We start from the raw sequence: 15,367 nt of genomic DNA on the forward strand, positions 1-15,367 counted from the left end.
TGAGCCTAAAAACTATCTAATGGGTTTGAACAAATTTAAGCCATTCTTGATTGCTAATAGCCAGTTTCAATGAATCCAAATCATCACTTGCTTTAATTTGATTTAATACCCACAAGCCTTTTTTGGCAATATGATACGCACCATTGGCGTCAGCATCATTTGGTAAGCGGTTGTCAGCCTTGCGACTATCAAAAAACTCACCGTTTTTATTTGCTACAGGCGATAAAATAAAATCATCGCCTGTATTGGCGTTGCTATATCGCATAGATACCAGTACTTTTAGATAATAATAAAGACTGCTATACAGATTTTTACTATTATTATTGCAAATCGCATCAATTAAATCATTGCCAGTTTGATAATTGATTTGATGTTTATTAAATAATGCTTTTAGACAATCATTGATATTGATTTTGTCTATAGTTTTTTTGGTATTATTATAAGCATAACGCACATCGCCATGTGAACAAATCACCCAATGGGTTTTTGAGCCATTTGCTTTATCGGTAAAGTTATTATAATCCAATGTAAACTCAAAATAATCTTTGCTAGCGTTATAATAAATGCCATCAAAATTCTTAAAAAATGCTTTGGCTTTGTCTGTATTTTCATAGTTTAGTGGCAATAAATTAACAAAACCTGTAGTAGGGTCAATCTTACTGGTATTCCAAGCAGGCACATAAAACAAAAATCCTGTCTGCTTACCAATATCTTTAATATCTTCAAATTTATTGGTTAATTGCAGTGCATTTCTAATACCGCCTAATTCATTTGGTGGGTTATCTTTTGATACCAAGTAATTGAGTTTTTTAATAAGTGCATTTTCAAAGTTTTGATACACTTGCTTTTCAACCTTAAACCGTCCACGCTTAAAGCCAAAATTCAAATCTTCCAACACAACAATGGCATTGTATTTAAGCATCAGCTGGCTGATATAATGCACCACTTGACTTAAATAACCTTGCTTAATTTCTTTGATATTTTCAATCTCTCCCCAGTTTACACGAGCCTCCAAACGCTCTTTTTCTTTGTTATCCAAAAGAGCATGATAATTGACTGTTAATTTAATGCCGTTATGACCAGTATTAACAATCTCATTTAAAGACTTTTGTTCAACAATTTCACCTTGGCTATTGATGACACTGACATATAATAAATGGCGTTCACCACGGTCAATGCCAATGATATGGATATCTTCGTTACTATTTTTAAGTGTTTGATTGACATTTTTATTAAATTCTTTAAAGCCAGCGCCATGAACACCAAAATTCATCGTAATGGGAATATGTAATAAGAACTTATCCTCCGTATAGCGTTTATCTTTGATGATTGTGTGGGTGGCAATTTTATCCTGATTGGGGTTGTTGGGGTTTTTCATCGTCAGTTTTTCATAAGCAGGGTGCTTTGCCACATCATCAATATTTAATGATGCCTTGCGATAAAAAATCTCCGCTTCGCCATTTAGTTTATAAATCACATTTTGTAGATTTTCTGGGCTAAATAATTCCTTAAAATACAAAGTATGCAAATTCTTATTGCCGTAAGATTTTGCAGAAAAATCTTTATTGTAAATTTGGAATAGGTAGAGTTTTCCTTGTTCTACCAAGTTATCAATATAACTGCTGTCAATATCGGTAAAGAAAACTTTATACCCTTGTGGTTCAACTTCCTTATAAAAATCACTTAAATCTTGATAATTGCTGGTGTCAGAAAATTGAAAGCCAAACTCTCGCCATTCTGAGTGCTTATTGATGCTAGTTTTAAAGAAGTCGATCAGGCGATGACAATCAGATAGATTGAACAGTTCACCTTTTTTGTGTGTACCTTTTTCGTATTTCTCCAAAATGTCCTTAGAGGGCGAATAATAATCAATATTGCTTTTTGCGAAAAATACTTTTGGCAACATCTTGTTTGGACCGGGTAATAGTTTATAAACCATTTTTTGATAAACATCTTGGCTTGTGGCAACTGGGGCTTGGTCAAAGACTTGTTTATGTGATTTATCCAAAATCGCTAGATAATAGTTATCATTTTTTTGTAAAATAATGCCAAAGTTATCCTTTTCTTTATTTAAGTCCCAACCATTGAGTAAGGTGGCGTTATCAAAATTGAGTTTGTATTTTTCTGCAGTAAAGGCTTTTTGTGAAATATAATCACGCACTTTGTTATAAAGTGAGCTAAAATGCTTCAAATCATCATGCAAGGGCGTAAACTCACCATAAAATGTCTTATCCTCATTTAATCTGGTGTCGCTACCGATGGCTAATGGCTTAATAAAATGCACCAAAGCCATCACGCTATCTAAAAATAACTTTAAATTGACAATGTCATGAGATTTTTTGTGTTTATAAAAGTTACGCTCACCAGTAGGATATTCTTTTTCCAAAAATCCTTTGATGGTGCTAAATTTATTGTCAATGTTTTTGATTAAGGACAATTTTTGAGCATCAGCATTGATGGAGCATTGTGATAGATAATCTACTATGCTTACAAACGCAACATCCTCTTGTTTTTGACAATATTGACCTAATGCCTGCTCCAAAGTGGCAATGCTATGCTCGGATTTGATAAATGTTTCTCGTTCTTTATTGAGTTTATTTTTGACATTATCCGTTTTGGCTTTGGTAAGTTTGTTGTTAAATTCGGTATTGATGGTGTTGGCATAATAATCAGATAATGCCTGATTAATGATATTAAAATTGCCATATAAAATGTGTGAAATATGCGTTAATTGACCATGATGGATGTATATACCATTTGGGTCGTAATCTTTAATATGATTTAATATGGTGTCAATTTTATTAAAATCATCGTGATAAGTACGATAAAAGTCATTAATTGCACTACAAACTTCGTTATCATCTTCAAACCTTGTTGGTAAAAAGGATAGGCTTTGTTTGTCGCTCAATAATTGTTTGTGCAGGGGTTTTAGTTTGGCAACTTTACATTTATTTTGTTGATTATATAGATTGATAAACTCATTAATACCCTGTAATTTTGTGCCATTATCCAAAACTTTACCACCCAATAACGCATTGTAAGCACTAATACCAGATTGGGATAATAGATGATTATAAAACTCAATATTCAATAAATCATCAATACCAAATTCATCAAAATAATCAGTAATTTGATTGTTGATATCAAAAAGCTGTTGATACAGTTTTGGGTGACTATTTTTGATATGATGCAAAATCTGAATATTATCCACAAATCTGGGTAGGTTTTCGTGAATTAAGCGATAAGCAATGGCGGTGTGTTTGGCTTCGTGGCTATATAGGTTTTTTCGGTTTTCATAAAAGCCACTAAAATAAGTACTAAAACCGATAAACTGCTTGATGAGTGCAATTTTTGGCGATTCTTCACCTTCTTTTTGAATGACCCACTTTGTCAAATCGCCTTGCTCTTTTTTACTACCGAACAATTCTTTGGCAAACAAACCTTTGAACCAGGCTTTGGTGGTATTGTCTTTTTCAAACTGCTTGACAATTTGTTTGCGTAATTGCTCTTGTGATTTTTCTAAATCTTTATGTAATTTGTCGTCTTTTTTACTGTTTTTTAGTGCCAGATAAGTATGCTGAAAATCAGACAGCTGTGCTAGATGAGTGTCTGTTAACGCCAACTCAATAAAATCACGATGATAGTCATCTAAAATCGGTTTTATTTTTTGATAACTTTCGGCAAGTGTAGCGTCTTGCCCCAAAAAGTTTTTGGCTTTGATGTGTTCAAGTGTTTTACCAATAGGCTTTAATTCAAAACGCAAGGTTTTGGAAAGAGGGTATTGGCGGGTGAAATTGGTGAATAGCATATGAATTCCTTTTATGTATTGAAGGGGTTGGATCAATCTTGGTGTTTGGCACGGATAATTTTATTATAGTGCGAATTTGATGCCATATCAACTAGTCTGTGTGTAACCACATCTATTTTATGAGTGTGTTTTTAATACTTGAATAAACTGTCTGTACTCAAAAAGATGAGTGGTTAGTAGTATAAAAAAATCGGACCTAGTTGTCCGATTTTTTATTTTAAGAGTTACTCTTGATGGGTGGGTATGGGCTTTGAAAAACCTTTGGTCAACCATAAAAGATAGACAAATCCTAATAAGCCCCAAGATAGCCCAGCGTATAGCGAGGTGTTTTCGACATTAAGCCACATAATAAAGATGGTGATAAAGCCAAGCGTTGGCACGATGAGATTTAAAAAGACTTGTTTGGGACTGTGCAATCTGCGGTTTTTGAGAGCGTATTCAAAAATGACAGACAGATTGACAAAACTAAATGCCGTCAGTGCCCCAAAGCTGATCAAATGTACCACAAAATCCAAATCCACAAAACCACCCATTAATGCCACCAAACCTGCAATTAAGATATTAAAGACAGGTGTGCGTAATTTTGGATGAATATAACCAAAGACACGGCGACTAATCACACCATCACGACCCATCACATACATCAATCGTGAGACGCCTGCATGAGCTGAAATACCTGAGGCGACAACGGTTATGATGCCAAAAGTCAAGACAATGGATTGAAACAGCGAACCACCCACGAGCAATAAAATTTCGGGCTGAGTCTCGTCAATTTGGGTGAAGTATGTACTTGGATTGCCTGAAAAATAAAGCTGAATGAAGTAAGTACTGACGATAAAAATAAGACCCGTGATGAGCGAGGTTAAAAAAATCGCTTTTGGTAGTTTGTTTTTTGCATCTTTGGTTTCTTCAGCCAGTGTGGATAGAGAGTCAAAACCTGTAAAAGAAAAACACAAGATGGTTGCCCCAGCGATGAGTGGCATAATCTCGGTAGTGGCATTAAAAAATGGTGTCAAGCTCCATAACTGGTAAGCATGAGCGGCGTCAATCACGCCATCGGCATTTAGCCCTTGGCTAAGTTTGGTATAGACTAGGTAGGTAAAAAAGGCAATGATGAGCAATTGACCTGCAACAATCCAACTATTAAAGTACGCTACGATTTTTGCTCCAAGTAGATTGACGATTGTCATGATGGAGGTGAATGCCACCACCCAAAACCAAGTGTTTACCTCAGGAAATAACGCACTAAAATAAATGACTGCTAATACGATATTGACCATTGGCATAAGCAGGTAATCTAGCCAGCTAGACCAGCCAACCATGAAGCCTACCGTAGGGTGAATCGCTTTTTGGGCGTAAGTATATGCAGAGCCTGATGATGGGTAGGCACGAATCATCTGTCCATAACTGAGCGAGGTTAGCAAAATGGCAATGAGTGCTAAGACATAGGACATGGGTGTGTGCTGATGACTGGCTTTTGAAACCATACCGAAAGTATCAAAAAGAGTGGTGGGTTGAATGTATGATAGACCGATGATGATGACATGCCAAATGCCTAAATTGCGACTTAAAGTTACAGGCTTGGTAGCAGTAGAGGTGGAGATGGGTGCATTCAAAGGAAATCCTCCAAAAATTGCCGGTCAGTCGCTAACATGGTGCAATCTGACCTAAGAAAAAAAGACACGATTGAGTGTGAACAATTTTTAAAGAGTAAGACTGCCAACAAGTCTGTTTTTTAGGCGAGACGGGTTTTTAGTGGGATACTCCAGTGGTTTTTTGAGAATGATGGTGTGAGTCAGTGATTCTCAAGTGGATTGATGGCTTTGGCCAAGAATTTGGCAGATTATAAGGCAAAACCACCAAATTGTCATTAAAAATTTGGGGTAATATACATGAAAAAAAATAACAAGTTTAGCTATCGTACTTATACGGATATATCAGTCTAACAGGCAATATCAAGCACGGATTTTAATTTATGATTTATCCTAAGTCTGCCCATTTATCCTTATCTTTAAACATACATTCATCAAATACGACACATGAACCACATTTTGGGCTTCTTGCCATGCAAGTGTATCGTCCATGCAATATGAGATAGTGGTGAGCATCCACAAGAAATCGATTCGGAATGCGTTTCATTAGGGCTTTTTCTACAGCAAGTACAGTTTTGCCTGTGGCAAGCCCTGTGCGATTACCCACTCGGAAGATGTGCGTATCAACTGCCATGACAGGCTGACCAAAGGCGGTGTTTAAGACGACATTGGCTGTTTTTCTACCAACCCCTGCCAACGCTTCAAGTTCAGCTCTGGTATGTGGTACTTGTCCATCATGCTTATTGATTAGGTCTTGACAGGTTTTGATGATATTGGCGGCTTTGGAGTTGTATAATCCGATGCTATTGATATACGATTTTAAACCGTCCAGCCCTAATTGCAGTATCGCCTGCGGAGTGTTGGCGACCGGAAATAGTTTGCCTGTGGCGATATTGACGCCTTTATCGGTTGACTGGGCTGAGAGCATGACGGCGATGAGTAGCTCAAATTCGTTGCTATAATTAAGCTCGGTAACTGGCTCTTTGATGTGTTCAGAGAGTTTTTGAAAAAATGCCAAGCGTTTTTCTTCATTCATCGGACGAGATGCAGGCGTATCAGCAGTTTTAGCGATGGATAATTTGTCTTTTTGTGAGCCAGATTTTGCTTGGCTGATGGCTTTGGAAGTGGGTTTCTTTGTGGGTTTGGTTGTCATGGCGATATGCTAGATAAAAAGATTATTATAACATGGCTTATCTTAGTGTGAAAATAGGCACATCTGCCATCATCAACGCAAAGATTGCAAGAAAATCCTTGAAATTTGCTTGGATATCCAGTAATTTGATGGTTGATTAGTCAATGTGTGAATGGGCATAATATCATGATTTATCTACATCATCAGATTTTAGTCAATGGCGTAAACAACCAAGGCATCAGGCAGACGATGCCATCAAAAGCAGACTTGCGTCAATCTCGCCATCAGATATTAAGCCAGTTTTGTGGTCGGCATGGATTGCCTACGCCCAATTATGACAAACAAATAAATGGTAAGCCGATTATTACTAATAGTCATTTGGTATTTAATCAGTCGCACCATGATACTGCCTATGTACTAGCGTGGTCGTTGAGTGTTGCTGAGCTTGGCGTGGATGTTGAGAGTGTGTGCCGTCAGGCTAATTTTGAGCAGTTGGCAAGACGGTATTTTCATGCTGATGAATATCGGTATTGGCAAGAGAATGACTGTGATGTGCGACTATGGTTTCGGCTCTGGACGATTAAAGAAGCAGTGATAAAAGCAAATGGCATAGGTATCCGCCTAGCCTTAAGAGAACTAAATGCTAAATTTATCAATAGGCATCAAGGCGAGATTTTTCATGATAAGATGGGTTGTTATCGTTTTGAATGTATTGACATGGGTGATGATGTCATTACCATAGCTTATACTGGCGATGTTTGGCAGGCGTGGACATTAAAATAAAAAGTCTGCATGGTAATAAGAATAAAAATACCGCTCAATAGAGCGGTATTTTGTGAGTATTGCTAAGCAATATCACCCATCAATCTTCATAATTATCAATAGAAGGGCAAGAGCAAATTAAGTTCTTATCGCCATAGACATCGTCCACACGACCAACGGTTGGCCAGAACTTGTGAGCCTTGACATATGGCAATGGGAATGCTCCCACTTCACGGCTATATGGTCTGTCCCAATCGCCTACGATGACATCTTGGGTGTGTGGTGCATTGACCAGCGGATTGTTATCGGCTGTCCAACCATCAGCACCTGCTTTCACTTTTAAGGCTTCTTGCTTGATTTGCTTTAATGCACTAATAAAGCGATCAAGCTCATCTTTGCTCTCAGATTCGGTTGGCTCAATCATCAGCGTGCCTGCCACAGGAAAGCTCATGGTTGGTGCGTGAAAACCATAATCCATCAAACGCTTGGCTATATCGGTTTCGGTGATGCCAGTCTCTGCTTTTAATGGGCGAATATCAATAATGCACTCGTGTGCCACCCGTCCATTTTTGCCTGTATAAAGTACGGAGTAGTCATCTTTGAGGCTCTGGGCGATATAGTTGGCGTTCAATAGGGCTTGCTTGGTGGCAGCAAGCAGTCCATCACGCCCCATCATTGTGATATACATCCATGAAATAGGAAGGATGCTTGCCGAGCCATAAGGGGCAGCTGACACAGCCGATTGACCATTTTGGGCGTTAAACACAGGGTTTACGCTGTGACTCGGGATAAATGGTGCAAGGTGTGATTTTAGCCCAATCGGTCCCATGCCAGGACCGCCACCGCCGTGCGGAATACAAAAGGTCTTGTGTAGATTCATGTGTAGCACATCAGCACCGACATCAGCAGGACGCATGAGTGCCACTTGGGCGTTCATATTAGCACCGTCCATGTACACTTGACCGCCATGCTGATGAATCAAGTCGCAGATATCACGAATACCTTCTTCAAACACACCGTGCGTGGACGGATAGGTAATCATTAATGCCCCTAGCTTATCGCTATGTTGTTCGCATTTGGCGACCAAGTCATCAAAGTCCACATTGCCATTATCATCGGTTGCAACCACGACCACTTGCATGCCCATCATTTGGGCAGTAGCAGGGTTGGTTCCGTGTGCTGAACGGGGAATTAGGCAGATATTACGGTCGTTTTGACCCAAGCTTTGGTGGTAACGGCGAATCGCCAAAAGTCCTGCATACTCGCCAGACGCCCCAGAATTGGGCTGCATTGAAATTTCATCAAAGCCGGTAATCGCCTTTAACTGTGTTTGCAGGCTATCAATCATCGCTACATAGCCTTTGGTGTCGTCCTGTGGGGCGAATGGGTGAACATTGGCAAATTCATTCCAAGTAATCGGCAACATCTCGCTAGTAGCATTTAATTTCATTGTACAAGAACCAAGAGAAATCATTGAGCGGTTCATTGCCAAGTCTTTATCTTCTAGCGATTTTAAATAACGCAGCATCTGATGTTCAGTGTGATAGCTGTTAAAGGTTGGGTGTGTGAGAATGTCATCTGTGCGGTTTAATGCACCAAGCACATTTTCTACCTTATCAAGATTACCAGTTACCCCAAAAATCTCACATAATTCAGCAAATTCTGCTTCATCGGTCAACTCATGAAAAGATACACCTACTAGATCATCTTTATGAAAAAGATTGTAGCCTTTTGATTTTGCTGTTTTGACAAGCTCGCTTGCTTTGTCAGTTTTGATGATGATGGTATCAAAAAACACATCGCTAACAGGCGTAAATTGGCTTTTAACCGCATTATAAAATGCCACTGCCAACGCATGAATACGACTGGCGATACGCTGCAAACCTGTCGCTCCGTGATACACAGCATACATACCTGCTAGATTGGCAAGTAGCACTTGGCTTGTGCAGATGTTTGAGTTGGCTTTTTCACGGCGGATATGCTGTTCACGAGTTTGTAGTGCCATGCGTAGGGCGGTGTTGCCTTGTGCATCTTTTGATACGCCAATAATACGACCAGGGGCAGAGCGTTTGTCTTTGTCTTTAAAGGCAAAATAGGCAGCGTGTGGACCACCAAAGCCCATCGGAATGCCAAAACGCTGAGTACTACCTAGAGCAATATCAGCTCCCATATCAGCAGGTGATTTGAGTAGTACAAGGCTCATGATATCGGCAGCCACGATGGCGTAAGCACCGTTATCTTTGACGGTTTTGATGATGTCGGTCAAATCGGCTACATCACCGTCTTTGCCAACATATTGGAAGTACGCTCCAAAAAAATCGCCCGTCTTAGCAACTTCAAAATCGCCAACCACCACCTCAAAGCCAAAATATTTGGCACGAGTATTGATGACATCAAGTGTTTGTGGATAAGTGCGTGCATCTACAAAAAATTGCTTTGATTTGGACTTGCTACAACGATTCGCCATAGCCATTGCCTCAGCGGCAGCTGTGGCTTCATCAAGCAAACTTGCCCCTGCCAAATCCATACCTGTTAAGTCAATACATACTTGCTGGAAGTTTAATAAAGCCTCTAGGCGACCTTGAGCGATTTCGGCTTGATAGGGGGTGTAGGCAGTGTACCAACCAGGATTTTCTAGTACATTTCTTTGAATAACCGCAGGCAAGCGAGTAGGTGAGTAGCCCTGACCGATGTAGCTTTTGGCAACCACAATGTCGTCTGCCATTGCACGAAGTTTGGCAAGGGCGTTGTGTTCACTCATTGCCACTGGCAAATCAAGAGCTTTACCTAAACGCACCGATTGTGGCACAACAGAGTCCACAAAACTATCCAAATCACTTGCACCGACTTTGGCTAGCATTGCGTCAGTGGCGGATTTATCATTGCCCAGATGACGATGCACAAAGGCATTTTCGTAAAAAAGTTCGGAAAAGTTGTTAAAAGCCATGATATGTCCTTATTTGGTTAAGGTTGGTTAAAATTTAATTAAAAATGGTATTTAAAAATGCAATTTTTAATTAAATTTATTATCAATGTAATAAGGTGATAAGTATGGTTAATTAAATCTTGTGAATTGTAATTTCAATCATGCTATGCACCAATTTTGGGTGTGAAAACAGTAAATACACATATTTGCAAGCTGTAAAGCCAATAGCGTAAGCTCAAATTGAACTTACGCTATTTTTCTTATAGACTGCTCTCGTACTCGTCTGCACTCATTAGGCTGTCATAATCGGCAGGATTGGCAGGTTTGATTTTAAAGAACCATGCTTTACCATATGGGTCTTCATTAGCAAGCTCTGGGCTGTCCACAAGCTCATCGTTAATCTCAACGATTTCACCGCTAATAGGAGCGTAAACATCACTTGCCGCTTTAACAGATTCAACAACGGCAATCTCTTCGTCAGCCGAGACGGTGCGACCAACTTCTGGTAATTCTACAAATACCACATCGCCAAGCAAATCTTGGGCGTGGTCGGTAATGCCAACAGTGATGATACCGTCATCTTCAAGTTTTAGCCATTCGTGACTGGCAACATATTTTAAATCAATTGGGGTATTGCTCATAAAAGCTCTCCTAGTTAAGGTTAAAAAATTATAATAGGGTGATTGGTTGCTTATTTTTCACATTTTCCTGTAGCATCATTATAGTGTCCACCATAATCTAGGCAAGTATCTTTAGCACCACAACCCGCTAATAGCAAAGCTGTTGCCATAATACATATTTTCACACTCAGACCTTTTTTAAAAAGATTACCCGTTGCTTGCACAGACTTTGCTAGCGTCATCTCTTGGATTGCTTTTGGGCATAACCTTTTGTGGCTGGCTGTATATCTTGATTTGTTTGGAATATGACTCATGAAAACTCCTAATTAGGTGTTGCTATTTAATGAATAAGCGATGTTGATGACATCATAATCATTAAGAATGTTAAGTATTGAACCACATAGATAATCATTTTCTATCATATTCTGTGCTTGACAAACTTATATTAGCGATGCCATCATTTTTTATTGTTTAGAGATGCAGTCAATCAAACTGTTTTTTGCCATTTCTAACAAAGGGTAGTTTTAATACTCGTACGCCAAACTCTTTGCCACGCATGATAATTTTGGCGTGCGTGCCATCAAAATCAGCAGGTATACGAGCGATGGCGATGGATTGATTGAGACTTGGGCTAAATACGCCACTGGTGGTAATGCCTTCACCTTTATCGGTAATGACGGTTATTCCTGAACGCATGACGCCTTTTTCTTCTAGTAATAAGCCCACTTGTTTGGCTTTTACACCATCGGCTTTTAGTTTGACTAGTGCTGTTTTGCCAATAAAATCACGGTTTTCGTCTTTTAAATCCACCGTCCATGCCATGCCTGCTTCCAATGGGCTGACTTCATCGGTCATATCATTACCGTATAGATTCATGCCTGCTTCCATACGCAAAGTGTCTCTTGCCCCAAGTCCACATGGAGCAACGCCAGCTTTTACTAGGTCATTAAAAAACTCTACCGATTGATCGGCAGGCATGATAATCTCAACGCCGTCTTCGCCTGTATAACCTGTACGAGCGACAAACCAATCACCACCCAAATCCACCCCAACGAATGGTTTTAGAGCGGTTACTTTATCCGCCCATTCAGGCTTGGTGGCAACTAATTTTTCTATTGCTTTTGGGCCTTGCACGGCAAGCATTGCCAGTTCGTAGCGGGGGGTGATGGTAACGCCAAATTCAGCACCCACCTTATTAAAGTGTGCCGAATCTTTTTCACGAGTAGCACCATTAGATACAATGCGATAGGTGGTTTCGTCCTCGCTTGTGCGATAGACAATTAAGTCATCAATTACGCCACCTTGTTCGTTTAGCATGCCTGAATACAAGGCCTTGCCAACAAAGGAAAGTTTGGCAACATCATTGGCAATTAATTTTTGAAAAAATGCTTTTGCGTTGTCGCCTGCTACATCGGTAACCAACATATGCGAGACATCAAACATGCCCGCATCTGTTCGTACAGCGTTGTGTTCTTCGATTTGAGAGCCATAATTGACGGGTAATTCCCAACCACCAAAATCCACTAATTTGCCATTGTGGGCGGTGTGGGCATGAAATAGGGGGGTGCGTTGTAGAGACATCTGTATTTCCTTAAAAAGTGCCTGAAAAATAATCATTTAAAAAATCATTGTTTCAAAATCATTGCGTTAAATTTAGATTACACCATAGCAAGAGCATTGATTTACCCATCGTGAAGCTAATATTTTAACTATTTTAAGCACCCCATCTGTCCTGTTACCTGAGATTTTCAATCATCAAACCAATGATATTGATTCATTGAGATTTAAAGATTTTCTTCCCTTCGGTAGGTACTAATTCCTATGTACCATTCTCCAGATTTTTTTGATAAAGCTGTGATTTATCTAAATTTTTCAGTCCATTTACCTGAGCGATTATGGGAGTGGTTTACGCCTTCGGTGTTGGTTTTAAATTGATCAAAAATATGGCTTGATCAAATAACAGTTAAAACCAATCTCTCCTGAAAAATTACGCCCTTATTATGAAAAATAATGCTACAATTTACAAGAGAAATTTTTAAATTTTACAAAATAAATGCCAATTATTGAGAAATTTTAAGTTGATAAGAGGAGATGATATGCATTGTGATGTGTATAAATTTGCAAAAAATGAAGATTGGTATGTTTATATCGCCCGACCAGATTATCCCAATGACACCGATGAGCTAAGAGATTGGCTAGGTATTTTACCATCTGAAATTCGCCAAAAATTAGGACTTGGTTCGTTTGTCATGCATTTAGATTTAAATGCTCGTGATAAGTTGGCAAGGGTGGATATTTGTGAGGTTAAAGCAAAACTTGCCGAGCAGGGCTATTATGTCCAACCGCCACCTGCGGACATTTTGGCGACACAAGCCATGGCTAAAGCTAAGGCATTGCAAGATAAGCAATATGATTAAATCAGACTACCAATAAACCTTATAATGATTGACAAGACTATTGGTCGTTTGGTGTTTTATCATTCTTAGAGAATTAACCCAATAAATTTTAGTAGCATTGCTAGATGTGTGCTAAAATACATCAATCTTAGTAAAATTAGATACATTATGGAATGGATTAAAAATCTACCCTTAGATGCCATCAGTGAGAGGTTGGCAGGCTTGATAGTTTGGTGGTCGAATCTGGTCTCGGATATTCCCGATCAGCAGTTGCCATTGATGGTCTATATCGGTGCTTCTATATTGGTGTTGCTACTTTGGCTTGTGGTTGTGCGTATTTTACCGATTTCAGTGCGTGGGGTTAGTTGGGTATTTGTAGCGGCGGTATTATTTGCACCAAGTGCTGCCACTGGAGATTCTGGGGCGATTGCACCTGCTGTCATCAGATTATTCCACTCTTTGCTCATGAAAGATTTTGCTGGTATTGTTGGTGATTGCCTGCCGATTTTGGCGACATTTGCGGTATTTTTGGTTATTGGATCGATTTGGCAGATGTTGCGTAGTGTGATTGAGGGCAATACCGCCAAAGCAGAGGAATTTGCCCATATCCAAGAGCAAAAACGCCAGTTGCAAGAGCATAATCTTTAACTTTTTTATTTTTGTTATAATAGTGATTGTTGGCTTGAATTCTAAAAAAATCTGTGTATAATATACCGCTTGTGATTTTATCTAAATTCACATCTCCTTGCTATCATCATCAGATGGTGGCTGTTTTAATCCGTAGGGAGTCCTTATGAGACATTATGAAGTGGTGCTACTGGTACACCCAGACCAAAGCAACCAAGTTGCCGATATGGTAACTAAATACCGTTCTATTGTAGAAGAAAATGGCGGTGCTAACCACCGTTTAGAAGACTGGGGTCGCCGTCAATTGGCATATCCAATCAACAAAATTCACAAAGCACACTATGTACTTTTGAACATCGAATGTAACGAAGCAACCCTAGCTCAGCTAGAAGAGCTATTCAGATACAATGATGCAATCATTCGTAGCCTAGTTATCCGTCGTGAAAGTGCGATTACTGAGCAATCTCCTTTGGCAAAAGAAGCTGAAGATAAACGCACCCGCAAAGCCAACCGCCGTAACGATGTTCGCACTCAAGAAGTTGAGAGCGAAGCTGACAGCGAATAATTTTAAGGAGATAACTCATGGCACGTTTCTATCGTCGTCGCAAATTCTGCCGTTTTACCGCTGAAGGCATTAGCCACATTGATTACAAAGATGTAGAACTTCTAAAGCAATACATCAGCGAAAATGGCAAAATCGTCCCTAGCCGTATCACTGGTACTTCTAATAAATATCAACGCCAATTGGCTGTTGCTATTAAACAAGCTCGCTATTTGGCTCTATTGCCATACACCGACAACCACAAGTAATTAACGGAGAGAAATCATGCAAGTTATTCTATTACAGCGTGTCGTTAATCTTGGTAAACTTGGCGAGACTGTTGATGTAAAAGCTGGTTACGGTCGTAACTATCTAATTCCACAAGGCAAGGCTTTGCCTGCAAACGAAGCAAACATTGCTAAGTTTGAAGCTCGTCGTGCTGAGCTAGAGGCACAAGAAGCCAAAGAGCTACAAGAAGCTCAAAAGCGTGCTGATGCACTTGCCGATGTTAATGTCATCATGCGTGCTAAATCTGGTGATGAAGGCAAGCTATTTGGTTCTATTGGTACTCGTGATATCGCAGATGCACTAACCAAATCAGGTCTAGAAGTTGACCGTGTTGAAGTAAAACTACCTGAAGGTCCATTCCGTCAAGTAGGTGAGTACAAAGTTACTATCCAGCTTCACCACGATATTTCTGCTGAAATCTTGGTAACCATTTTATCTGAAGATGCACCAGTTGCTGATGAAGATGATGAATAATTATTTTTCTAAATAATTATCTAAAAAAAGAGCCTTTTATGGGCTCTTTTTTAATGTTTAAACCACACTGAGTAAGCTGATGATATTTTGTTGAAAGTAAGTTTTTGGTAGTGGATTTGTGATGGTCTGTATGGCGAGATATTGTAAATACCTAAAGGTCGGTTAAGTATAAATACTCATTGAGGACTGTTGTGATTGGGC

The 15,367-nt window shown here is 39.4% G+C and carries 13 protein-coding genes and 2 riboswitches; of the genes, 6 read left to right on the forward strand and 7 right to left on the reverse strand.

What is annotated here, in order from left to right:
- Positions 1 to 16: 16 nt before the first annotated feature.
- From cas12a to nth, 3 genes are all read right to left on the reverse strand, one after another.
- Positions 17 to 3,808, reverse strand: a complete 3,792-nt coding sequence (cas12a, locus tag LU276_RS03370) for a type V CRISPR-associated protein Cas12a/Cpf1 (RefSeq protein WP_284674249.1) — start codon at positions 3,806 to 3,808, stop codon at positions 17 to 19.
- A 224-nt stretch (positions 3,809 to 4,032) separates the two neighbouring features.
- Positions 4,033 to 5,412, reverse strand: a complete 1,380-nt coding sequence (locus LU276_RS03375; protein ID WP_284674569.1) for an APC family permease — start codon at positions 5,410 to 5,412, stop codon at positions 4,033 to 4,035.
- Between the two features lie 376 nt (positions 5,413 to 5,788).
- Positions 5,789 to 6,436, reverse strand: a complete 648-nt coding sequence (nth, locus tag LU276_RS03380; RefSeq protein ID WP_284674570.1) for an endonuclease III — start codon at positions 6,434 to 6,436, stop codon at positions 5,789 to 5,791.
- A 282-nt stretch (positions 6,437 to 6,718) separates the two neighbouring features.
- Between nth and LU276_RS03385 the strand changes: the two genes are divergently transcribed.
- Positions 6,719 to 7,315: a 4'-phosphopantetheinyl transferase family protein gene (locus tag LU276_RS03385; RefSeq protein ID WP_284674250.1), complete on the forward strand. Its 597-nt coding sequence runs from the start codon at positions 6,719 to 6,721 to the stop codon at positions 7,313 to 7,315.
- Positions 7,316 to 7,394: 79 nt separating this feature from the next.
- On the opposite strand, the gene gcvP is transcribed toward LU276_RS03385, so the two are convergent.
- From gcvP to gcvT, 4 genes are all read right to left on the reverse strand, one after another.
- Positions 7,395 to 10,241, reverse strand: a complete 2,847-nt coding sequence (gcvP, locus tag LU276_RS03390) for an aminomethyl-transferring glycine dehydrogenase (RefSeq protein WP_284674251.1) — start codon at positions 10,239 to 10,241, stop codon at positions 7,395 to 7,397.
- 239 nt (positions 10,242 to 10,480) lie between these two features.
- Complete coding sequence (gcvH, locus tag LU276_RS03395; protein WP_284674252.1) at positions 10,481 to 10,861, reverse strand: glycine cleavage system protein GcvH; 381 nt, start codon at positions 10,859 to 10,861, stop codon at positions 10,481 to 10,483.
- 50 nt (positions 10,862 to 10,911) lie between these two features.
- Positions 10,912 to 11,154 (reverse strand): hypothetical protein, encoded by a 243-nt coding sequence (locus LU276_RS03400; RefSeq protein WP_284674253.1) that lies wholly within the window; start codon positions 11,152 to 11,154, stop codon positions 10,912 to 10,914.
- A gap of 169 nt (positions 11,155 to 11,323) precedes the next feature.
- On the reverse strand, positions 11,324 to 12,421 hold the full coding sequence (gcvT, locus tag LU276_RS03405) for a glycine cleavage system aminomethyltransferase GcvT (RefSeq protein ID WP_284674254.1): 1,098 nt from the start codon (positions 12,419 to 12,421) through the stop codon (positions 11,324 to 11,326).
- Between the two features lie 136 nt (positions 12,422 to 12,557).
- Positions 12,558 to 12,687, reverse strand: a riboswitch (glycine riboswitch).
- Positions 12,688 to 12,703: 16 nt separating this feature from the next.
- A riboswitch (glycine riboswitch) is annotated at positions 12,704 to 12,832 on the reverse strand.
- Between the two features lie 104 nt (positions 12,833 to 12,936).
- On the opposite strand from gcvT, the gene LU276_RS03410 reads away from it, so the two are divergent.
- From LU276_RS03410 to rplI, 5 genes are all read left to right on the forward strand, one after another.
- Complete coding sequence (locus LU276_RS03410; RefSeq protein ID WP_284674255.1) at positions 12,937 to 13,257, forward strand: YcgL domain-containing protein; 321 nt, start codon at positions 12,937 to 12,939, stop codon at positions 13,255 to 13,257.
- A 147-nt stretch (positions 13,258 to 13,404) separates the two neighbouring features.
- Complete coding sequence (locus tag LU276_RS03415; protein ID WP_284674256.1) at positions 13,405 to 13,884, forward strand: hypothetical protein; 480 nt, start codon at positions 13,405 to 13,407, stop codon at positions 13,882 to 13,884.
- Positions 13,885 to 14,029: 145 nt separating this feature from the next.
- Positions 14,030 to 14,428, forward strand: a complete 399-nt coding sequence (gene rpsF / locus LU276_RS03420; protein WP_284674257.1) for a 30S ribosomal protein S6 — start codon at positions 14,030 to 14,032, stop codon at positions 14,426 to 14,428.
- Positions 14,429 to 14,445: 17 nt separating this feature from the next.
- Positions 14,446 to 14,673, forward strand: coding sequence for a 30S ribosomal protein S18 (gene rpsR, locus LU276_RS03425; protein ID WP_076556033.1), 228 nt, complete (start codon positions 14,446 to 14,448; stop codon positions 14,671 to 14,673).
- A 16-nt stretch (positions 14,674 to 14,689) separates the two neighbouring features.
- Positions 14,690 to 15,166 carry a 50S ribosomal protein L9 gene (gene rplI / locus LU276_RS03430; protein ID WP_277809231.1) on the forward strand — a complete coding sequence of 159 codons (477 nt, stop codon included), beginning with the start codon at positions 14,690 to 14,692 and terminating at the stop codon, positions 15,164 to 15,166.
- Positions 15,167 to 15,367: the final 201 nt, after the last annotated feature.

The organism is Moraxella haemolytica (genome assembly GCF_030177935.1).
Taxonomy (GTDB): Bacteria; Pseudomonadota; Gammaproteobacteria; order Pseudomonadales; family Moraxellaceae; genus Moraxella; species Moraxella haemolytica.